Genomic DNA, 21,827 nt, shown 5'->3' on the forward strand with positions numbered 1-21,827 from the left:
CACCGTCCTTCACCTGTCTTAACGCCAGCGGCTTAAGATTCAGCTAAGCGCAACTAAAAATCGAGAAGCCACAATCCCATCGCAAGGGTCGCGATTGCGGTCGCAATGCCGATCGCAGGCCTTCGACCCAACAAGAAGAAGGAAACTGTGCCGAGTGCGACCGAGCCCAGTCGTAACCAGAGCGGTGACTGTTCGAGCACGCCCGTGGGATAGAGGATAAGCTTTGCAATGACCGCGGCGACCAGCGCCGTTGCGACCGCCCTCACCCAGTTCAACGCTTCGGAATCATCGCGAAGCCTGTTGCCGGCTATGACGCCCAGCCAGCGCCAGATGTCGGTTGCGAGCCACCCGGCAATCGCGATGAAGGCGTAGGCCCACCAGCCGTCATGCCAGGTCATGAGCGCCCTCCTTGCGGCCTCGCCAGAGGCGCTCGACCAGCCAGGCGAGCGTGCCGCCGCCAAGCCCCGCGAGCAGGATGTCGAACTCCGGCAGCAGCCAATAGAAAAGCGGTCCGCCGGCAAGACCGAACAGGAGCGCGATGTAGACGACGGGATGACGGGCTGAGTGCCAGATCGAGGCCAGGAAGTAGACGGGCGTCAGGAAGAAGAGGCAACCGGCGACGATCGGGGGGAAGTCGGCAACGAAGTGGTAGACGACGGCGACCAGGAGCATGTTTGCCGCCACCAGCGTGATGCCGAAGCCGGCGAAGAAGGCGACGCGCCGGTCGCGCGGAACCTGCGGCACCTTCTCCATGGCAAAGACCCAGGCCGTGATAGCAACGAAATGCGATAGGAAAAGCAACAGCCAGGTCGGTGTCCTTGATCCGCGCAATTCCGGAATGAGTGCCGCAACCATCGGCATCAACCGCACCGACGACAGCGACACGGCAAGGAAGGCGGTTGCAAGCCCGGCGCCGCTCATCATCGAGCTGACGAGGATAACCTTGGCCGGAAGCGCCCAGACCATGCCGACCATGAACACGACCTGCTGCACGGGGATCCCGGCCTGCGCCGTCAGTGAGCAGAAGCCGACGAAAGACAGCATCAGGATAAAGGCCGGCAAGCTGAAGATGCCGCGCATGCCCTTCCCGAACCAGGCGAGCGTGGAATGCCTGTCGTCTTCACTGTCCATCGGCTGATCCGGATTGTTCACTATTCAGAAAAAACAGTGCCGGGTGCGTTGCACCCGGCACTGTCGAACATCGCTGGCAGCAGCCTACTTCTTGCGCGGCACCTTCGGCACCGTACGGCCCTTCCTCGGGGCCGTGTCGCCGGCCTTGCCCTCGTCGTCGGACGACGCCTTGGCAACCGCCTTCTTTGGCTTCGACTTCGGTGCAGGCTCGGCCCCCACCTCTTCCTTTTCTTCGGCCTTTCGCGGCTTGGCGCTCTTCATGGCCGGGCGGGAAACCTCGGCCTTCGGCCTGATCGGCGTCGTCTCAGGAACCGCATCGAGGAGCAGCCCCTTGGTGCCGTCAGCCTTTGTGCCGATCGTCACCTTGACGACGCCACCCTTCTTCAGCTTGCCGAAGAGAATCTCATCGGCGAGCGGCTTCTTGATGTTTTCCTGGATGACGCGGGCGAGCGGCCGTGCACCCATCTTCTCGTCGTAGCCCTTCTCGGCGAGCCAGGCGATCGCCTCGGACGCGAGGTCGAAGGTGACGTTGCGCTCGGCGAGCTGGGTTTCCAACTGCATGACGAACTTCTGCACCACCTGGTGGATGACCGGGGTCGGCAGCGAAGCAAAGGGAATGACCGCGTCCAGACGGTTGCGGAATTCCGGCGTGAACAGGCGGTTCAGCGCCTCTTCATCTTCGCCGGTGCGCTTGGAGGAGCCAAAGCCGATGGCGGCCCGTGCCATTTCCGATGCGCCGGCATTGGTCGTCATGATCAGGATGACGTTTCGGAAGTCGATCTTCTTGCCGTTGTGGTCGGTCAGCGAACCGTGGTCCATGACCTGCAGCAAGATGTTGAACAGGTCCGGATGGGCCTTCTCGATTTCGTCGAGCAAAAGCACGCAGTGCGGATGCTGGTCGACGCCATCGGTCAGGAGGCCGCCCTGGTCGAAGCCGACATAGCCGGGAGGTGCACCGAGCAGACGCGAAACCGTGTGCCGCTCCATGTATTCCGACATGTCGAAGCGCAACAGCTCGACGCCGAGCGAGGTGGCAAGCTGCTTGGCGACTTCCGTCTTGCCGACGCCGGTCGGGCCGGAGAAGACGTAGCAGCCAATCGGCTTGTTCGGTTCGCGCAGGCCGGCACGCGCCAGCTTGATTGAAGACGCGAGCGCCTCGATTGCGAGGTCCTGACCATAGACGACCGAGCGCAGTTCCTTCTCGAGGTTGGCGAGCACCGCCTCGTCGTCCTTGGAAACGGTCTTCGGCGGGATGCGCGCCATCGTCGCGATCGTCGCCTCGATTTCCTTCTCGGTGATCAGCTTGCGGCGCTTTCCGGCCGGCAGCAGCATCTGTGCTGCACCAGATTCGTCGATCACGTCGATCGCCTTGTCCGGCAGCTTGCGATCATTGATGTAGCGGGCCGAAAGCTCGACCGCGGCCTTGATCGCCTCGTTCGAGTACTTCAGGTGATGATACTCCTCGAAGTAAGGCTTCAGGCCCTTCATGATCTCGATCGCGTCGGCGATCGTTGGCTCGTTGACGTCGATCTTCTGGAAGCGCCGGACGAGTGCCCGGTCCTTTTCGAAGAACTGGCGATATTCCTTGTAGGTGGTCGAGCCGATGCAGCGGATCGATCCGGAAGACAACGCCGGCTTCAGCAGGTTTGACGCGTCCATTGCGCCGCCCGAAGTCGCACCAGCGCCGATGACCGTATGGATCTCGTCGATGAAGAGCACGGCGCCCGGATAATCCTCGAGCTCCTTGACCACCTGCTTCAGGCGCTCTTCGAAATCGCCGCGGTAGCGCGTTCCGGCGAGAAGCGTGCCCATGTCCAGCGAAAAGATCGTCGCGTCCTGCAGTGCTTCGGGCACCTTCTTTTCGATGATGCGCTTGGCAAGGCCCTCGGCAATCGCCGTCTTGCCGACGCCGGGATCGCCGACATAGAGCGGATTGTTCTTCGAGCGGCGGCACAGCACCTGAATGGTGCGGTTCACTTCAGCGTGACGGCCGATCAGCGGGTCGATCTTGCCGGACTTCGCCTTCTCGTTGAGATTGACGCAATAGGCCGTGAGCGCATCCTGCTGCTTCTTGGCGCTGCTTTCCTCGTTCTCGCGCGACGGCTTCTGCTCGGACTCGTGATCGTCCGCGCCGCGAACGGGTCGCGATTCGGAGGTGCCCGGACGCTTGCCGATACCGTGCGAAATGAAGTTCACCGCGTCGTAGCGTGTCATCTCCTGCTCTTGCAGGAAGTAAGCCGCGTGGCTTTCACGCTCGGCGAAGATCGCCACCAGCACATTGGCGCCGGTGACTTCCTCGCGGCCAGACGACTGGACGTGGATCACGGCGCGCTGGATGACGCGCTGGAAGCCTGCGGTCGGCTTGGAATCTTCATCGTAGCCGGTCACCAGATTCGACAGTTCGTTGTCGACATAGTCCGTTACCGTTTTGCGCAGCGTCTCTAGATTGACGTTGCACGCGCCCATCACGGCCGCCGCGTCGGCATCATCGATCAATGCCAGAAGCAGATGCTCGAGCGTAGCGTATTCGTGGTGGCGCTCGTTGGCAAAAGTGAGTGCCTGGTGCAGCGCCTTTTCGAGACTGGGCGAAAATGTTGGCACGTTAGTTCCTCATTTCTTTTCCATGACGCATTGCAACGGATGCTGATGTTGGCGGGCAAAATCCATCACCTGCGTCACCTTTGTTTCGGCGACTTCGTAGGTAAAGACGCCGCATTCGCCCACGCCATGATTATGGACGTGGAGCATGATGCGGGTCGCCTCTTCCGGGTTCTTCTGGAAGAAGCGCTCCAGGATATGGATGACAAACTCCATCGGCGTGTAATCGTCATTCAAAAGCAGAACACGATACAAACTCGGCTTTTTGGTCTTCGGCTTGGTGCGGGTGATGACGGAAGTGCTGCGGTTGCTGCCACCTCCCTCGTCGTCGCTACCTTGCTGCATCCGGACCGGCATGGCGATCATTCTTGTCAGTTCCTTGTACCGCAGCGCTTCCATCCAACTCGGGCGCTGCGTGCTTGCCCTTTATCTAATGGCTCGTTTTCAGATTTTAAGACCGAACCAACGCACTGCAATCATAATCGCACGATGGCGGGAAAGATTGATCAACTTTCTTTGGCCTGCGCACAGCAAATGCAAAAAACAAAAAGGGCCGGTCGCAAGTGCTGCGACCGGCCCTTTAGAAACGATGTGCCTGCCGATTAGGCGGCAGCGGCGGCCTTGACCGCAGCGGTTGCCTTGGCAACCGGCGCTTCGTAGGGCTTGTAGGCGTCCTTGGCGAGATCGGCATACATTTCGCCGATCTTCGTAGCCTCGGCGACGAAGCCTTCGTAGCTCGACTTGACGTAGTTGGTCTGCAGTTCGAAAGCAGCCTCGATGCTCTTTGCGCTCGTCAGCTTCTCTACGTGGGCGACGCCTTCTTCGAAGGACTTCTTGGAAAAGTCGGCGGCTTCGGTCGCAATGGCCTGGAGACCCTTGGTCCAGGCGGAATAGCTCTTCACAGCCACATCAATGGCTTCTTTGCTCTTCTTGTTTGCATCATCGAGGTTGAACATCGGGTGTCTCCTTAGTGACGGCCTGATCTAGAGGCTTCAGTTTATGTGCACTGCACAAAAAGTCAAGACGAGTGTGCGATGCAATAAAATACAACAGATGCAACAGCTTGATGAAGAAACGGCGCCTGGAGCAAATTTTCTTCCGCGACCTCCCGCAGCCAGAAGATGAAGATCCTGAGCAATTGCCCTGAGCCACACCAATGTTTCACTCAAATAATAAACCCCGAAAATCATGGGGATTTTCGGGGTTCTTTACTTCAACCGTCGAACTGCGACTTAGAGGTCGATGTCGAGGATCGCCATGGAGAAGTTGTAGGAAAGCTCGCCATCTTCCTCATCGCGGAAGACGACACCGAGGAACTCGTCACCGAGATAGACTTCAGCGGACTCGTCCTTCTTCGGGCGCGCCTTGACGACCATCTGCTGATTGAAGGTGCGCTTGAAATAGGCTTCAAGCTTGCGGATTTCTTCGGGCTTCAAAATACGTCTCCGTAGCCGTTTGTCTGTGCCGCGCTTCTCGCATGCTGCATCGGCGGGTGTAAACCCCTCGAAAGCGGCAACACACGGGTTCCCTTTCGTTCAGATATCGAAGCTGCTCAGGATCTGGTCCATCTGTCGCGACGGCTCGGAGCAACCGGCTTCGCCGACCACCTTTGCCGGCACGCCAGCAACGGTCGTCTTCGGTGGCACAGGCTTCAGGACGACCGAGCCTGCAGCAATGCGCGAGCAGTGGCCGATGTGGATGTTGCCAAGGATCTTGGCGCCGGCGCCGATCAGAACGCCGTCGGCGATCTTCGGGTGGCGATCGCTGCCTTCCTTGCCCGTGCCACCCAGCGTCACGCCGTGCAGGATCGAAACATTGTCTCCGATCACGGCCGTCTCGCCGACGACAAGGCCGGTGGCGTGATCAAGGAAGAGGCCGCGCCCGATACGGGCGGCCGGGTTGATGTCCGTCTGGAACACGCTCGATGCCCGGCTCTGCAGGTAGAAGGCAAAGTCCTTGCGGCCGCGCTTCAGCAGCCAGTGGGCCAGGCGATGCGTCTGGATCGCGTGGAAGCCCTTGAAGTAGAGCACCGGCTCGATGAAGCGCGTGCAGGCCGGGTCCCGGTCATAGACGGCCTGAATGTCGACGCGCAGGATGGCGCCCCATTCCGGCCAGTCCTCCAGCATCTCGGCAAAGGTCTGCCGCAGCAGGTTCGCCTGGAGATCGGGGTGATCGAGCCGCTCGCAGATGCGATAGATCACGCTTTCTTCGAGGGAATGCTGGTTGACTACCGTCGAATAGAGGAAGGCTGCGAGCATCGGGTCCTGCTCGGCCGCCACGCGGGCTTCCTCACGCAGGCTGTTCCAGATCGGGTCCATCACCTTCAAGGCTTCCGTCTGGCGAAGTTCGGTCTTGGCGACCATCGTCGCTCTCCTTCCTGTGCGTCCTCACCGTTACTATAGGTGAAATCCGGCGCGACTTAAATGGTCCGGCCAGAGTTCCACCTTCGGTCGCACCGCACCTCGGTGGGCAAGCGCACGTGGCTTGCCGCGGCCGGTCGACACGTACCTTTTAGCCGCGCCCCACTTCCTCCAGGAACTCGAGCACCGCCTTCTTGAAGACCCGGTCGCCGACGGCGAGCATATGGTCCCTGCCCGGAATGTCGAGCGCGCGCGCATGCGGCATCAACGCCGCCAGTTCCTGCGGCGAGCCCGCGATATCGTCGGCCGTGCCGACGCCGATCAAAGTCGGCACGTCGACGCGCGCCATGTCTTCGGGCGTCAGCAGGTCGCGGGATGTCGAAATACAGGCGGCGAGCGCTTGCCGGTCGCTCTTGGTCTGGTCGGCGAAGGCGCGGAACATGCGGCCGCGTGCGTGGGTCACGACCTCGAGCGACGGTGACACCAGGGCGTCGGCAATCGGATCCCAGTCCCCTACCCCCGTCACCATGCCGATGCCGAGGCCGCCGAAGATCAGCGAGCGCACCCGATCAGGATGCGCAAGCGCCAGGAACGCCGAGATGCGGGCGCCCATCGAATACCCCATCACATGCGCTTCGGGGATACCGAGATGCCTGAGGAGTGCTGCCGCATCGCCCGCCATCTGTTGCGGATGATAAAGCTCAGGATCGTAGGGCTTGCTGCTCTTGCCGTGGCCACGATTGTCGAGCGCAATCACGCGATATCCCGCATCGCCCAGCGTCTTCAACCAACCCGGAAAGACCCAGTTGACGTTGGCGCTCGAGGCAAAGCCGTGAATGAGTAGGATGGGAGCGCCGGACGGGTCACCCTCATCGAAGAAGGCAATTTCCTGGCCCTCATGGGTGAAACGGGAAAACGGCGGCGGATTGAGATCCATCTTTATCGTCCTTGGGCATGTCGATCCGGCGCAACCTAGTTCGTCAGTTTCGCGAGTGAAACCCCGCGCCGGTAAAAACCACAGCTGCGGCGTGTTTGCCGCTACACTTTTGCAGCAAAGCTCACTATGGTGCCGGCAAATTTGAACTCTCAAGACTTGCATTCATCGGAGCATGACATGGCCGGCCACAGCATCCCGCATTTCCAGAATGATGGCGGACACCAGGCAATCGAAATCGGCGTCAAGGAATTCATGTGCACCGGCGCGTCCGTACCGTACGATCACCCGCACATCTTCATCGACATGGGCGACGACAACGAAAAGGTCTGCTCGTACTGCTCCACGCTCTATCGCTACAATCCGAAGCTGACGGCAACCGAAACCAATCCGGCCGGCTGCCTTTTCGCCCACAAGGCCGCCTGATCTAGCGCATGTCGCGCCCCGTCGCGATCATCGGCGCCGGCATTGGCGGCCTCACCGGCGCCCTGTGCCTCGCCCGGCGCGGCTTCAAAGTCGACATCATCGAAAGAGCGACCGCGCTGACCGAAGTCGGCGCCGGCCTGCAGTTGTCGCCGAACGCCTCACGCATCCTGATCGAGCTTGGCCTGCTCGCAGACCTTGAAAAGGTCTGGAACGAACCCGAGCGCATCGGGCTTTCGGACGGCCAGTCCCTGCGCCCGCTCGCCAGCGTTCCGGCCGGCGCGTTCGCGCGCCGCCGCTGGCAGGCGCCCTATGCCGTCCTGCATCGTGCGAGCCTCCAGAAGGTTCTGCTTTCGGCAGTGGCCAACGAACCGCGCTGCCATCTCCACCTTGGATACTCTATCGAGGTGGACGCAGAGCGGACGATTGCGGAAGTGACGGGCAGCGAACCCGATATTATCGTTGGCGCCGACGGCATCTGGTCACACCTGCGCAACAATGTGCCTGGCGCCGGCCGTGTGCAGTTCTCCGGCAATGTCGCCTGGCGCATGACGGTTGACAACAGCCTGGCGGTGGGCCTTTTCAAACCCGATCAGGTCACCGCGTTCCTTGGCCCGCGCGCACATCTGGTTGCCTACCCCTTGCGTGAAGTTTCCGGCTTCAATCTCGTCGCCATCATCGAAGGCAGCCAGACCGACAGTGTCTGGGTCGGCAAGGACTCCGAGGAGCGACGTCAAGACTGCCAAACGGCATTTGCCGGCTGGAACGCCGGCATTCGCGCGCTGATCGAGAAGGCAGCATCTCCCACCTACTGGCCGCTCTGCACGGTTGATGACGGGGCCTGGCAGGACGGGAAAAAGATCGCCCTGATCGGTGATGCGGCACACGCGATGACGCCCTTTGCCGCGCAAGGGGCCGCGATGGCAATCGAGGACGCATTCGCGCTTTCAGAGTGCCTGTCGAACGGCATCAGCGTCCCGGATGCATTGAAGACCTACGAAGCGATCCGCAGGCCGCGCATTGCCCGCGTCCGCCGCCGGGCAGCCTTCAATCATTTCGCCTACCATGCCCGCGGCCCTGTTCGGATCGGCCGCGACATCGTCTTGAAACTGAAGGGGCCCGAGGCGCTCGCCGCCGACCTCGATTGGCTCTACGGCCACGGCGCACCGGGCCGTTAGCATACCGCCGCCCGTTGCGGCACGATCATCGGCAGGCGGATCAACGGGGCGGGAGGGCGAGGCGCCGCCTGTTAGCCGCGGCGCCCCCTCGCATCAGGCGGCGTTTGCCGCCGCCAATCCCGCTTCGATGTCGCGACGGATATCCGGCACATCCTCGAGGCCGATCTGCAAGCGGATGACCGGTCCTTCCGTCGGCGCCACCGCAACCTTGCGGTCTCCCAAGCCCACGTGCAGCGCGAGGCTTTCAAAGCCGCCCCAGGAGTAACCGAGGCCGAAGAGCTTCAGCGCGTCGAGGAAGGCATGCGCCTTGGCCTTGAAGCGATCGGGCTCTGCCTTCAGGACGAAGGAGAAGATGCCGCTCGCACCGGTAAAATCGCGTTTCCAGAGTTCGTGACCCGGGAAGCTCGGCAGCGCCGGATGCAGGACGCGCGCGACCTCGTCGCGTCCTTCCAGCCATTGCGCCAGAGCGAGCGCGCTTTCCTGGTGGCGTTCGAGACGGATGCCCATGGTTCTGAGGCCACGCAAGATCTGGTAGCTGTCATCCGGCGAGACGCAGATGCCGAGAGTCACCATCGCCTCGGTCAGCGCCGGCCAGTGGGCGGCGTTGGCAGACACGGTGCCAAGAAGTATGTCCGAATGGCCGGACGGATATTTGGTGGCCGCATGGATCGATACGTCCACGCCATGATCGAGCGGCTTGAAATAGACGGGCGTCGCCCAGGTATTGTCCATGGTCACGACGCAACCGTGACGATGGGCGACATCGGCGATGGCGCGGATATCCTGCATCTCGAACGTGTTCGAACCCGGCGCCTCGGTGTGAACCAGACGCGTGTTCGGACGGATCAGGCTTTCGATCGCAGCACCGATCATCGGATCGTAGTATTCGACGGTAACGCCAAGGCGCTTCAGCATCGTGTCGCAGAAGTGGCGGGTCGGGAAATAGACCGAATCGACGATCAGCGCGTGGTCGCCCGACGAAAGATAGGTGAGGAACGGCACCGTGACGGCGGCAAGTCCCGAGGACACAAGGATCGTTCCGGCGGAGCCTTCGAGCTCGTTGATCGCATCGCAAAGCGCATCCGTGGTCGGCGTTCCGCGGGTGCCGTAGGTGTATTTCTGCGCCCGCGTCTCCATCGTCTTGGCGTTCGGGAACAGCACGGTGGATGCATGTACCACCGGGGGGTTGACGAAGCCGAAGTAATCGGAGGGATTGTTGCCGCTGTGGGCGAGCCGTGTGTTGATGCCCGCCTTGCCGTTCACATTGCCGCTGTCTGCCATTGCATGTTCCGCTTTCAAAATTCGAAAGCGGAACTCTTCGAACGAGGCACAACTGCGGTCAAGTGGCAAAAATCACGGAGCGCTGTTTTGACCGGCAACAACACACTTCTGGCGATTTTTCGCCCAGCGCCTGCCCGTTGCCGTCAAAAACTGCCTAACTTTCTGGCTTGCTTCGAGTTTTTCACATGCAAAACCAGAAAATTGGCGGCCTCTCTTGACCCTCATGGAATTTGAGCATGAGATAGCCGGCACTCGCGCCAGGAGGGTGGCGGAGGCTGCACGCGCCAGGATGCGCACCGGTGCAGACGGGAACTAACGACAACAGAAAAAGGTTCTAAAAATGGCAAGAAGAATTTTGACAGCTCTTGTTGGCGCTGCTGTCATGGGGATTGGCACACAGGCGGCTTCCGGCGCTACTCTTGATGACGTCAAGGCGAAGGGCTTTGTCCAGTGCGGCGTGAACACCGGTCTTGCCGGCTTTGCCGCGCCGGATGCGTCGGGCAACTGGAGCGGTTTCGACGTTGACTACTGCAAGGCGATCGCCGCCGCGATCTTCGCGGATGGCAGCAAGGTGAAGTACACGCCCACCTCGGCCAAGGAACGCTTCCCGGCGCTTCAGTCCGGCGAAGTCGACGTGCTTGCCCGTAACACCACCTGGACGATCAACCGCGACACCGCGCTCGGTTTCAACTTCCGCCCGGTCAACTACTATGACGGCCAGGGCTTCATGGTTCGCAAGGGCCTGAACGTCAAATCGGCGCTGGAGCTTTCGGGCGCTGCCGTCTGCGTGCAGACCGGCACCACCACCGAACTCAACCTTGCCGACTACTTCAAGTCGAACAACCTGCAGTACAATCCGGTCGTCTTCGAAAAGCTCGAAGAAGTCAACGCTGCCTATGATGCCGGCCGTTGCGACGTCTACACGACCGACCAGTCGGGCCTCTACTCGCTGCGTCTGACGCTGTCGAAGCCGGACGATCACATGATCCTGCCGGAAATCATCTCGAAGGAGCCGCTTGGCCCGGCCGTTCGCCAGGGCGACGACCAGTGGTTCGATATCGTCAGCTGGGTTCACTACGCGCTGATCCAGGGTGAAGAGTTCGGCATCACCCAGGCCAACGTCGAAGAAATGAAGAAGTCCACCAACCCGGACGTCCAGCGCTTCCTCGGCGTCGAAGCTGACACCAAGATCGGCACCGACCTCGGCCTCACCAACGAATGGGCCGTGAACGTGATCAAGGCCGTCGGCAACTACGGCGAAGTCTTCGACCGCAACATCGGCGCCGGCAGCCCGCTCAAGATCGAGCGCGGCCTCAACGCGCTGTGGAACAAGGGCGGCATCCAGTACGCACCGCCGGTCCGCTAAGCGATCATTTCAAGACCGGGGAAGCGGGTCACCGCTTCCCCATCCCAACGATAAAAACACCCAAAAGGGTGAAAAGGGGAAAGAGGCATTGCATGGCGATTGGCGTCACAACTACGCCTGAGAAACCGAAACCGTCAGGGTCGTTCATCAACGACCCGCAAGTGCGGGCGGTCTTTTACCAGGTTATCACTGTCATCGTACTCGCGGCCTTCGTTTATTGGGTCGCCGCCAATACGATCGAGAACCTCAAGCGGGCGAACATCGCCTCTGGCTACGACTTCCTGAGCGGACGAGCCGGTTTCGACGTCGGGCAGTCGCTCATCGCTTATACCAGCGATTCGACCTATCAGCGCGCACTCATCGTCGGCCTGCTCAACACGCTGCTCGTCGCCGTTTGCGGCATCGTCACCGCGACCATTATCGGCTTTGCCGTCGGTATCGGCCGGCTGTCGCACAATTGGCTGATCGCCAAGCTGTCGCTCGCCTATGTCGAGATCTTCCGCAACATTCCGCCGCTGCTCGTCATCTTCTTCTGGTACAGCGGCGTTCTCGCGATCCTGCCGCAGCCGCGCGAATCGGCAGCGCTGCCGCTCAACATGTTCCTCAACAACCGTGGCCTCGCCTTCCCAAAGCCGATCTTTGGCGATGGCTCGCAGTACACGCTGTTTGCGTTCGTCATTGCGATCGTCGCGAGCATCCTCCTGGCACGCTACGCACGTAAGAAGCAGGAAGCCACCGGACAGCGCTTCCCGCTCTTGTGGACGGTTCTCGGTCTCATCATCGGCCTGCCGCTCCTGACCTTCTTCGCCTCGGGTTCGCCGATCACCTTCGACGTTCCCGTTGCCGGCAAGTTCAACCTTACCGGCGGCTCGGTCATCGGGCCGGAATTCCTGTCGTTGTTCCTGGCGCTCTCCTTCTACACCGCCGCCTTCATCGCCGAGATCGTGCGCGCCGGCATTCGCGGCGTGTCCAAGGGACAGACCGAAGCAGCGCACGCACTCGGCATCCGTCCGGGCCTGACGACGCGCCTTGTCGTGGTTCCGCAGGCGCTGCGGATCATCATTCCGCCGCTCACCAGCCAGTATCTGAACCTGACCAAGAACTCGTCGCTCGCAGTCGCCATCGGTTACGCCGATCTTGTAGCCGTCGGCGGCACCATCCTCAACCAGACCGGCCAGTCGATCGAAATCGTGACGATCTGGATCATCGTCTACCTGTCGCTCAGCCTCGCGACATCGCTGTTCATGAACTGGTTCAATGCCCGCATGGCCCTGGTGGAGAGATAAGACGATGAGCACACACCAGGCAACGTTTGTCCGCACCTCGATGATCGAGGGTTCTGCTCCCCCGGCAGCAGAAGGTGGCGTCCTCCACTGGCTGCGCACAAATCTCTTCGCAACGCCGAAGGATACAGTGCTCACCATCATCAGCCTGCTTGCGCTGGCTTGGTTCCTACCGCCAGCCATCCAATGGCTGTTCATCGATGCCGCCTGGACCGGCGGCGGTCGCGGTGTTTGCGCCACCGTTGCGCAAGGCGGCTCGCAGCCGGAAGGCTGGAGTGGCGCGTGCTGGGCATTCGTCAACGCAAAACTCGATCAGTTCGTCTACGGACGCTATCCACTGGAAGAGCGGTGGAGGCCGACCTTGGTCGGTATCCTCTTCATTCTTTTCCTTGTGCCGATGCTGATCCCGAAGGCACCGTACAAGGGTCTCAACGCCATCCTGCTTTTCGCCGTGCTGCCGATCCTCTCGTTCATCCTGCTTCCGGGCGGCTGGTTCGGGCTGACCTTCGTCGAAACGCCGCTTTGGGGCGGCCTGATGGTGACGCTCATCCTTTCGTTCGTCGGCATCGCCGTATCCCTGCCGCTCGGCATTCTGCTGGCGCTTGGCAGACGATCACACATGCCTGTGATCAGGATGCTGTGCACCGCCTTCATCGAACTGGTCCGCGGCATCCCGCTGATCACCGTTTTGTTCATGGCCAGCGTCATGCTGCCTTTGTTCCTGCCGCAGGGCGTCACCTTCGACAAGTTCCTGCGCGCCCTGATCGGCGTGTCGCTGTTTGCCTCGGCCTACATGGCCGAAGTGGTGCGCGGTGGTCTCCAGGCCATTCCGAAGGGGCAGTATGAAGGGGCGGATTCGCTCGGCCTCAGCTTCTGGCAGAAGATGGGCCTCATCGTGCTGCCGCAGGCGCTGAAGCTGGTGATCCCGGGCATCGTCAACACCTTCATCGGTCTCTTCAAGGATACCTCGCTGGTGTCGATCATCGGTATGTTCGACCTGCTCGGCATCGTCCGCTTCAACTTTACCGACGCCAACTGGGCCTCTTCGGTCACGCCGATCTCGGGCCTTATTTTCGCTGGCTTCATATTCTGGCTTTTCTGCTTTGGTATGTCGCGCTATTCAGGCTTCATGGAACGCGTGCTCGACACGGCCCATAAACGATAAAAAGAGGGGAGGAATCGCATGGCAAACACGGCCACTGCTTCCAAAATGACCGTATCTGCAACGGACGTTGCGGTCGAAATCACAGGAATGAACAAGTGGTACGGGGACTTCCACGTCCTTCGTGACATCAACCTGAAGGTCATGCGCGGCGAGCGCATCGTCATTGCCGGCCCGTCGGGCTCCGGCAAGTCGACGATGATCCGCTGTATCAACCGCCTTGAAGAGCACCAGAAGGGCAAGATCGTCGTCGACGGCATCGAGCTCACCAACGACCTCAAGAAGATCGACGAAGTGCGCCGCGAAGTCGGCATGGTCTTCCAGCACTTCAACCTCTTCCCGCACCTGACGATCCTCGAAAACTGCACGCTTGCACCGATCTGGGTCCGCAAGATGCCGAAGAAGCAGGCCGAAGAGATCGCGATGCACTTCCTGAAGCGCGTCAAGATCCCGGAACAGGCAAACAAATACCCGGGCCAGCTTTCTGGCGGTCAGCAGCAGCGCGTGGCGATCGCCCGCTCGCTGTGCATGAAGCCGAAGATCCTCTTGTTCGATGAGCCGACCTCGGCGCTCGACCCGGAAATGGTCAAGGAAGTGCTCGACACCATGGTGTCGCTCGCCGAAGAAGGCATGACCATGCTGTGCGTGACCCACGAAATGGGCTTCGCGCGCCAGGTCGCCAACCGGGTGATCTTCATGGACCAGGGCCAGATCGTCGAACAGAACTCGCCGGCCGAGTTCTTCGACAACCCGCAGCATGAGCGCACCAAGCTCTTCCTCAGCCAGATCCTGCACTAGGATCTGTCATTCTCTCAAAGAAAAGTCCGCCTCGATGAGGCGGGCTTTTTCGTTTCGTTGAACGATCTGCAGCTACTCGACGCGATAGCTGAGCGTGCCGACGGACCAGCGGATACCGCGCCGGTCGAGATCATCGGTCCAGGTCTTTTGCAGCCGCGCGACGATTTCGCTCAAGGTTTCACGCGCATTGAGTTCGACCTTCAATCCCCGAGTCTTCGGAGCGACGTCAGACAAGTCGACGGGGTCAGCGACGACCAGCGCGACGAACACGTTTTCGCCCTCACCCGATGCCTCGAATTCGAAGCCGTAATATTCGTCCGGCAGGGTCAGCGGCACATCTGCGGCAAGCGGTGTGGTCTTTTGCGCGAATTCGTTCGGGAAGATCTGTATGGCTTTGCCTTGAGCGTTAATGTCGAACAGCAGCAAGTTGCCGCCGGTCCGGCTGTTCACGGTGACCTTGAAGACGTCGCCGGCCTTCATCGTCATCGACGGCCGGTCGATGCTGATGCCGACGTCACCAGCCTCAGTCTTGCCGATAATGTCGCTCAAAGCAGCGATCGCATTCGCGTCCCCATAGGCCGGACCGCTCTCGTTCTGGCTCGAGGCCTGCTGGGTGCCACCACCCTGCCCTTCGCTCGTGGCATCGGCCTTATCCGGCGCCGTAGCACTGGCGCCGAGGTTCTGAGCCTTCGTCTCCAATTGCGGATCGAGGCTGCCGCATTTTTTCTGAGATGCGCAGTAGCCGGCCGATTGCGCCTTCACGAATTCGAAGAGCTCGGCGTTGCTCGTCAGGCCATTGCCGTTGGCATCGGCCGCCGCGCCACTTTGGCCGGCCACGAAGGCGGCAGTGAAGACGCCGTGGCGCTCCTCGACCGGGAGCCGGACGTCTTCCCAGGCCACCTGGTAGGGGGCGGAGGCGCTCCAGGCGGTAACGCCCACTTCACTGACGAGCTTGGGTTTGTCGACTACGGCAAGGTCGATCCTGAGCCCGCGGGTCAACGCCTGCTCGACGGGCCTGGCGTTCGGGCGCGGCAGAAAGCGCGCACCGTCGATGCCGGCCGCGACGTCTTCGGAGAGCGAACGGGAGATGGTGCCTGAATGACAGGCATCGATCACCAGGGTGACCGCCCGCCCCTTGAGGCGCTCCAGGCGCTGGTCGATTTCGTCATCGAGGACCGCCCCTTGCCAATCGGTATCGCCGGCAACGATGTCGACCGGCGCCAGGGCCTCATCCATGCCGTCCTCTTCGTCGCCGTCTTGGTCCTGCACCTGCAGGCCGTGGCCGGAGTAATAGAGATAAACCCGATCGCCCGGTTTCGTGCCTTCGACGAGCCAGGTGTCGATTGCCGCCAGGATTGCCTCACGATTGGCCTGCTCGTCCTTGAGAACACGGATCGAGGACGGATCGAAACCGAGCTTGCCCGTCAGCATTTCCTGCATCGCCACGAGATCGTTCTTCGGGCCATGGAGGGTGAATTTCGGCGGCAAGTTTTGATAGGTACCGACGCCGATCAGCAGCGCGCGATCGGCCGCAAGTGCAGGCAGTGCCATAGCAACTGTGAAAACCGACACGGCGAAAGCACGCCGCGCCTTGCAAAGACACGCGATCATTGGCCAAGGTCCCGCGTATAGAGCGGCTGGATTGCAACCGTGCTGTCGCTGCCCTCCAGCCTCGTTTCAAGCGCCCGCAGCAGCGATCTGGCATCGAGCCCTGGGGCGGAGAAGGCCGCAGCAACGGCGTCGATCGGCGCGTTGGTGCAGATGACGACCAGATGGTCCGCACCGAAAGGCCTCACCACCTCCAGGTCGCGAAGCTTGAAAACATGGCTTCCCGTGCCGGTGATCTGCACGTCGAGTAGCTGAACCTCGCCGGTATTTGCCAGATTGAAGACCAGCATATTGGCGTAGCCGCCTTGCGACGCCTCGAAACTCAGTCGGTCGCCTGCTGAATAGATGTCCTTGGTGGGGCTCAACGACACTTTGCCCGGGCTCTGGGCCACCATGGTCTTCAGAAAGTCGACCAGGATGAACTTGTCGACGACGCCCTGGACCATGTCGGGAGCAACATGTTCGCCGGCGACGTCACCATTTGGCGTGTAGAACGTCCCTGTTGCGGCGTCCCAGCGATAGGGCACTCCCTGCGTGGCCAGATTATCGAGTGCGGGCGCCTTTCCGGAGACGTTGAGCGCAAGCTTGCCAGTCCACCCCATGTTACGTGCGGGCTTCAGCGCCCGCGCGCCGTCCGTCGGTGCGGTACCGGTGATGGTGGCACTTCGCGGTAGCGACAGCACGATCTCCTTGTCGGAGCGCGGAACCTGCGGCGTAAAGTTTGGCACCTGCAGCGCTTCCGACTGGAGCTTGACGTTGGAGAAGACGTAATCCTCAAGCTCGATCCGGGAAATCTGGCCGTCACCGTCGCGGTCCGCGGCACCTTCGAGCGCGCGCGCGAAACTCCAGCTCAAGGCGCCGCGCGGTTCCCCACCGATCACCACCTCCGGCGTCGGCTGGCTCTCAAGCGAGGCAGCGAGGATCGTCACCTGAGAGAGATCCGTCTCCTTGGCTGTAGCACCGGCGACTGCCTGTTCCGATGGCGGTGGCACCTTTGCCCGCACGACGGGTGCGAGCCGCGTCTTGCCGGAGACGGAGCGGTTCATTCCCCCAGAAAAGCAGCTGTCGGAAACAAAAAGCACCTGGACGCCCTTGGTCTCCGCCTCAGCGAACCAGGCGTTCAGCTCATTGTCGACGATGATTTCCTTTGCCGTCTCCTCGGCCCGGCTCCGGTCGAAGCCCGGTAGTTCGAGAAACTCGTCGAGGCCGTCTTCTTCGCTGCCGGCCACCAGTTCCGGCATCTGCGCCCCGTGGCCGGCATAGGTGAAGATGATCGTATCACCGCGGCTGGCGCTGGCGACGAGCTCGACCCAGGCGGAGCGGATCGCGTCTTTCGTCGCCTGCTCATTGATGAACTGGCGGATCGTGCCGACATCCGCGACCTTCAACGCCCGCGCGACATCCTCGGCGTCCTTGACAGCGCCGTCGAGGCTGACCTCATGCGGATAGATGTCGACGCCTACGACCAGCGCCGACGTCGCCGCCATGCCGGTTGTTGCGGGCAGAATGGACAGAACGGTCGAGATCAGGATCCTGCGCAGCACCGTCTACTTCTCCACATCCACTTCCACCCGTCTGTCGAGCTGGTAAAGCATCTCCTCGTCATAGGCGCTCGCATCGTCGGGCTTGAACGGCTCCTCCTCGCCCTTGCCAACAACCGTCCAGGTGCCGGGATACCCGGCGTCGACCAGATACTTCGCCAGCGCTTCGGCGCGCGCCACCGAAAGCGCCATGTTTGCGGCGGCGGTGCCGACCGGATCGGTGTGGCCGATCAGCGTGATTGCCGGCGGCTTGGCCGACTTCAGGCACTCGAAAAGATCCTTGGCTGACTGCAGACCTTCCGGCGTGAACTCGGCGGTGCCGAAAACATAGCGCACGGGCGTCGCCTTCTTCCTGATCGAAACGCCGCGATAGGAGAACTTGCAGGCGCCGCGCAGGGCGAGTTTAACCGGCTTGGCCGCGGCGAGCCGCATCTCGGACGCCAGCCGGTCAAGCCGCAGAATGTAATCCTTGTCCGGTGCCATCCATTCCGGCGTCAGTTCCTCGTTTGCCGCGTCTTCCAGCGCCTGCTGGTAATAGGTGGCGGCGGTCTCGTAGTTCTTGCGTTCGCGATTGATGTCTCCGAGCGCATCAAGAACCTGCCAAGGACCGCCGGCGTCTTTGCTTGCTGCGGCGAGTTCGGGCTCGAATCTGTCCAGCCGGGCGCCCTGGCCGACCGCCGTCGCCACGCGATTGAAGGTCGCAAGTGCCGCCACACGCCGCGTCAGCGCGATCTCCGCGGCCGAACAATCCTTGGTCTGCTCCGCACTCGCGGCCGCGCGCGCACCCGCTTCATCGCCGCGATTGACCGCCTCGGATGCCGCGCGAAGCCCGTCACACGCCATAGCGGGCGCGGCCAGGGGACCGAGCATTGCCACAGCGAAGAGAGATGCGTTGACCAGTTGTGTCATCATTCGCCCATCAGTTCCTGATCTCGAAGGTTACCATCTGAACACTGCTGGCGCCGGCATCGGCCTGCGCCTGTTTGGCGAGATTGATTGCGAGGCCCCGTGTCGGCGGCTGCTTCGACTTCGCCACATACTGGCGCGCCTTTTCGACCGTCAGCTTCTGATCACCCAGTCCGCCAACGCGGCAGAAGGCCAGCATCGTCTCGGCCGGCGCCGGCGTATCAAAAGTCAGCGTCCCGGTTCCCGGCTGCGGGATCTGGCGGCGCTCGCCCGGCTGCAGCGTCGTATTGCCGATCATCGCATCGGGGATGACTTCGACATTGCCGTTCTCCTCGACATAGAGGATCTGCAACTCACACGCCTGATTGGCGCTGAGCTCGAAGGAAAGCTGGTCGCCGACCCTGGCGGTTGTCGACGCCACGTTCAGCGCCAGTTCGAGCTTGTTGGCGCCAGCCGGTTCCTCCTTGCGGTAGTCAGGCACCGCTGCTGCAATCGACTGCGGCTTCGCATCGGCTGGTTGCTCGGCACCGGCAACGACGATCCCCGCGGTGTCAAGCGGGCGGCGGCGCACCAGCGGCTCCAGCAGTAACGCGTATTGCTGCTCGAGCTCATTGCGCGGGATCGTGCCGCCCGCTTCAAGCGTCGTCACCCAGTCGAGGCCGAGCCGCAGAACATCGGTATCCGTCACGCGTTTGATCGCATCGGAGAATTGTTGCGGCGTCATGTCGAACTCCGCCGCCAGCGCATCGAAGTCGAGCTCGTCCTCATACTTGTCGGCAAAATACGTAATGATCTCGGCGTCACCCGGCGCGTGCTTGCTCTGCAGCCCGCCGTCGGGCGTCGGTTCGGTGACACCCAACGCCTGCAGCGCACTGACAAAACGCTCGCGATCCTTGCGATAGGTCTCGTCCAGCTCTTCCTGTTTCACATACATGGCGAGCAGCACGTCCTGCTGGTCCTTGCTGAACAGCGTCGAGGTCTCGATGCTCTCGCGCAACTGATCGCGCTTCGACAGGATGCCGTCCGCATGGCAATCGACGCAGGACCGGGCATTGACGATCTCCACCCCCTTGCCGATCGGGCGCTCACGGAACGACACGATGGTGGTCGGCCCGACATCAAGTTGCTTGCCCTCTGCGGTCGACAGGTAGTAGCCCTGCAGGCCGTTTGGCAGAGAGAAGATCATCTCGCCGCCGTCGTGTTCGAACGGCTCAAGCCCGGCATCGAGCGGCGCCAGTTCCTTTGGCCCATGCGGGAAGCGCTTCAGCACCTGCTTGCCGATGTCGCCGCCGAAATCATAGGACTTCCAGTAATAGCCGCCGAACGGCATATCGTGCCGCTCCAGCATGCGGTTATGGTCGGAAACGCCGGATGAGCCGTCGGCGAAGCCGGCGCGCAGAACCTTCCTTTGGCGAATGTTATCCGCCACGTTGATCTTGAAACGGGTTTCGAGCTCGCTGATCTCGGTCGGAAGCCTCATCAGGCGGTTATAGATCTCCGGGCGCGCGCCGTTACTCATGAACCAGTCGATCCGCATGATCGGCAGTTGCGTGCCTGTCGCCTTGGAAAGCGCGGCGAGTGACGCGTCGCTCTCAGGGTCGACGCCATAGAAATAGCGCTTGATCAGGAAGTCGTAGTCGGCGGCCTCCCACTGCAATTCGCGCAGATCGACACGCACGAGCAGCCCGTTGGTTCCGTCCACCTCGGATGGCAAGGCCAGTTTCGGCCCATAGGACAACGAGTTCAGCAGTTTCTTGAAGCCGCCTGCCAGCACATCCATGCGCGTCATGAAGGTCTGGTCGTCCTCGCAGCCCATCATGCCATTGTACTGGTCGCGATAGGAGAAGTAGCGCATGAAGGGACGGTCGAGTTCGTTGACCTTGTCGATGTCCTTGAGAGCCGCTTCGACAAACTGGCCATAGCTCAGCATCGGGCGAGAACGGTCGGGCTTGGCCGCCGCCGTTTGCGGCAGGCTCTTTTCGCTGAGAGAATTGATCCAGGCTTCCAGCACCTTGATTTCGTCCGCCGACGGACGCTTGCCGAGCGGCATGCGGCCGCTGATGACGGTGGTATAGAGGCGCGATTTCGCCGCGTCGCCGGGTGCCACGAAATTTGCATCGGCAGCGATCGATGCAAGGTCGCCGGCAGGATAGCTTCCTTGTGAGCTTTCGCCCGGTCCATGGCAGTTGCGGCAATACTTGCCGATGAAGGCGTCGGCCTGCTGCGCCAGCGCCGCGTTGTCGCCGCCCAGCGCTTCGGTGGCGGTGTTTTCCTTGCATACGGCCGTTACCGATTGGGCCACCGGTGCCGGTGCCTTCACCTCGCGATCAGACAGGAAGGCGTAGATGGCGCGGCGGTCATCGTCACTCAGCACACTCAAGCCCTTGGCGATCTGCCTCATCACCGGATCGCTGATCGGCGCACCGCTCAGCTTCTTGGCCTCGTCGATCAGCCCCTTGGTGAAAACCTCCGGCGAAGCCAGGCCCGCCATTTTCTCCTTGCCGATATCCGGCGCAACGGCTCCGGTCAGTCCCTTTTCGCCAAGGTAGGCCCGTTCGAGATCCAGCCCGTAGGTGGTGGTGCGCGGCGTGTGGCAATCTCCACAGCCACCGATGTTCTCGACGAGATAGCGCCCGCGCTCGGCCTGCGTCTCTTCGCGCGGTTGGTAGGCCGGCACCGTGAAGTGGCTGCGCTTCCATAGCGTGATCGTCGTCTGACGGCTGAAGGGAAATGCGATCTCGTGTTCCTTGGAGGTCGCATCCGACTGCGGCAGGGTTTCTATATAGGCCTTGATGTCGAGCGCATCCTCCGGCTTCATGCCGCCGTAGGATGTGTAGGGCATGACTGGATAGAGATTGTTACCCTCACGGTCGAGGCCGACCATCACTGCATTCAGAAACTGGGCGTTGCTCCAGCCGCCGATGCCGTTGGCGTGCGGCGAAATGTTTGGTGCGTAGAACGTGCCGATAGCCGTGTTCATCTCCATGCCACCGGACAGCAGATCCGTGTTGTCGCCCGAACCGTGGCAGGCGCCGCAGCCTGCCGCACCGAACAGATACTTGCCGTTGTCGGCATTCGCCTTGTAGGTCGCATAGGCATCGTCGGCGAAGGCGTCACGCGCCAAGGCCCCGGAGGGACAGAGCAAGGTGGCCAGGAGTGCCGAACAAAGCATGGCGGATTTCTTGCCAAGGCCGGCTCTCGGCGAGAGGTTTGCCCGGATTCTCCCCAGACCACGCATGAAGACTTCTCCCTGAAAAA

19 protein-coding genes are annotated in these 21,827 nt (G+C 61.5%); 6 read left to right on the plus strand and 13 right to left on the minus strand.

Going from position 1 to position 21,827, the window contains the following annotated elements; all coding sequences use genetic code 11:
* Positions 1-53: 53 nt before the first annotated feature.
* The 8 genes from MKZ91_RS19795 to MKZ91_RS19830 all read right to left on the minus strand — a co-directional run bounded on the left by MKZ91_RS19795 (position 54) and on the right by MKZ91_RS19830 (position 7,026).
* Positions 54-398 carry an AzlD domain-containing protein gene (locus MKZ91_RS19795; protein ID WP_336172792.1) on the minus strand — a complete coding sequence of 115 codons (345 nt, stop codon included), beginning with the start codon at positions 396-398 and terminating at the stop codon, positions 54-56.
* The gene (locus MKZ91_RS19800; protein ID WP_336172793.1) at positions 385-1,131 is read right to left on the minus strand and encodes an AzlC family ABC transporter permease; all 747 of its coding nucleotides are present in this window, start codon (positions 1,129-1,131) and stop codon (positions 385-387) included. Before MKZ91_RS19800 ends, MKZ91_RS19795 begins: the two co-directional genes overlap by 14 nt.
* Positions 1,132-1,215: 84 nt before the next feature.
* Entirely contained in the window at positions 1,216-3,732 is a 2,517-nt protein-coding gene (clpA, locus tag MKZ91_RS19805; protein ID WP_336172794.1) for an ATP-dependent Clp protease ATP-binding subunit ClpA, read from the minus strand.
* A 9-nt stretch (positions 3,733-3,741) separates the two neighbouring features.
* Positions 3,742-4,095, minus strand: a complete 354-nt coding sequence (gene clpS, locus MKZ91_RS19810; protein ID WP_025426809.1) for an ATP-dependent Clp protease adapter ClpS — start codon at positions 4,093-4,095, stop codon at positions 3,742-3,744.
* Positions 4,096-4,331: 236 nt separating this feature from the next.
* Positions 4,332-4,685, minus strand: a complete 354-nt coding sequence (locus MKZ91_RS19815) for a phasin family protein (protein WP_336172795.1) — start codon at positions 4,683-4,685, stop codon at positions 4,332-4,334.
* A 276-nt stretch (positions 4,686-4,961) separates the two neighbouring features.
* Entirely contained in the window at positions 4,962-5,165 is a 204-nt protein-coding gene (locus MKZ91_RS19820; protein ID WP_034796738.1) for a DUF3126 family protein, read from the minus strand.
* Positions 5,166-5,264: 99 nt separating this feature from the next.
* On the minus strand, positions 5,265-6,092 hold the full coding sequence (gene cysE / locus MKZ91_RS19825; RefSeq protein ID WP_336172796.1) for a serine O-acetyltransferase: 828 nt from the start codon (positions 6,090-6,092) through the stop codon (positions 5,265-5,267).
* A gap of 148 nt (positions 6,093-6,240) precedes the next feature.
* Positions 6,241-7,026: an alpha/beta fold hydrolase gene (locus MKZ91_RS19830; RefSeq protein WP_336172797.1), complete on the minus strand. Its 786-nt coding sequence runs from the start codon at positions 7,024-7,026 to the stop codon at positions 6,241-6,243.
* 177 nt (positions 7,027-7,203) lie between these two features.
* On the opposite strand from MKZ91_RS19830, the gene MKZ91_RS19835 reads away from it, so the two are divergent.
* On the plus strand, positions 7,204-7,449 hold the full coding sequence (locus MKZ91_RS19835) for a zinc-finger domain-containing protein (RefSeq protein WP_336172798.1): 246 nt from the start codon (positions 7,204-7,206) through the stop codon (positions 7,447-7,449).
* Positions 7,450-7,457: 8 nt separating this feature from the next.
* Positions 7,458-8,624: an FAD-dependent monooxygenase gene (locus MKZ91_RS19840; RefSeq protein WP_336172799.1), complete on the plus strand. Its 1,167-nt coding sequence runs from the start codon at positions 7,458-7,460 to the stop codon at positions 8,622-8,624.
* A gap of 93 nt (positions 8,625-8,717) precedes the next feature.
* Here MKZ91_RS19840 and MKZ91_RS19845 read toward each other — a convergent pair whose 3' ends face one another.
* Positions 8,718-9,905 carry a cystathionine beta-lyase gene (locus MKZ91_RS19845; RefSeq protein WP_336172800.1) on the minus strand — a complete coding sequence of 396 codons (1,188 nt, stop codon included), beginning with the start codon at positions 9,903-9,905 and terminating at the stop codon, positions 8,718-8,720.
* Positions 9,906-10,245: 340 nt separating this feature from the next.
* On the opposite strand from MKZ91_RS19845, the gene MKZ91_RS19850 reads away from it, so the two are divergent.
* The 4 genes from MKZ91_RS19850 (at position 10,246) to MKZ91_RS19865 (ending at position 14,514) form a co-directional block, all read left to right on the plus strand.
* A complete protein-coding gene (locus MKZ91_RS19850; protein ID WP_336172801.1) occupies positions 10,246-11,271 on the plus strand; it encodes an amino acid ABC transporter substrate-binding protein in 1,026 nt (341 codons plus the stop codon).
* A 92-nt stretch (positions 11,272-11,363) separates the two neighbouring features.
* The gene (locus MKZ91_RS19855; protein WP_336172802.1) at positions 11,364-12,557 is read left to right on the plus strand and encodes an amino acid ABC transporter permease; all 1,194 of its coding nucleotides are present in this window, start codon (positions 11,364-11,366) and stop codon (positions 12,555-12,557) included.
* Positions 12,558-12,561: 4 nt separating this feature from the next.
* Positions 12,562-13,719 carry an amino acid ABC transporter permease gene (locus MKZ91_RS19860; RefSeq protein ID WP_336172803.1) on the plus strand — a complete coding sequence of 386 codons (1,158 nt, stop codon included), beginning with the start codon at positions 12,562-12,564 and terminating at the stop codon, positions 13,717-13,719.
* Between the two features lie 18 nt (positions 13,720-13,737).
* Complete coding sequence (locus tag MKZ91_RS19865; protein ID WP_336172804.1) at positions 13,738-14,514, plus strand: amino acid ABC transporter ATP-binding protein; 777 nt, start codon at positions 13,738-13,740, stop codon at positions 14,512-14,514.
* Positions 14,515-14,586: 72 nt separating this feature from the next.
* Here MKZ91_RS19865 and MKZ91_RS19870 read toward each other — a convergent pair whose 3' ends face one another.
* Genes MKZ91_RS19870 through MKZ91_RS19885 form a run of 4 tightly spaced genes read right to left on the minus strand, consistent with a single transcriptional unit; the run spans position 14,587 to position 21,807 of the window.
* The gene (locus MKZ91_RS19870; RefSeq protein WP_336172805.1) at positions 14,587-16,065 is read right to left on the minus strand and encodes a caspase family protein; all 1,479 of its coding nucleotides are present in this window, start codon (positions 16,063-16,065) and stop codon (positions 14,587-14,589) included.
* A 56-nt stretch (positions 16,066-16,121) separates the two neighbouring features.
* Complete coding sequence (locus MKZ91_RS19875; RefSeq protein WP_336172806.1) at positions 16,122-17,666, minus strand: caspase family protein; 1,545 nt, start codon at positions 17,664-17,666, stop codon at positions 16,122-16,124.
* A gap of 3 nt (positions 17,667-17,669) precedes the next feature.
* Complete coding sequence (locus MKZ91_RS19880) at positions 17,670-18,575, minus strand: OmpA family protein (protein WP_336172807.1); 906 nt, start codon at positions 18,573-18,575, stop codon at positions 17,670-17,672.
* Between the two features lie 7 nt (positions 18,576-18,582).
* Positions 18,583-21,807 carry a c-type cytochrome gene (locus MKZ91_RS19885; protein WP_336172808.1) on the minus strand — a complete coding sequence of 1,075 codons (3,225 nt, stop codon included), beginning with the start codon at positions 21,805-21,807 and terminating at the stop codon, positions 18,583-18,585.
* Positions 21,808-21,827 lie beyond the last annotated feature (20 nt).

It is taken from the genome of Ensifer sp. MJa1 (assembly GCF_037026475.1).
Lineage (GTDB): Bacteria > Pseudomonadota > Alphaproteobacteria > Rhizobiales > Rhizobiaceae > Ensifer.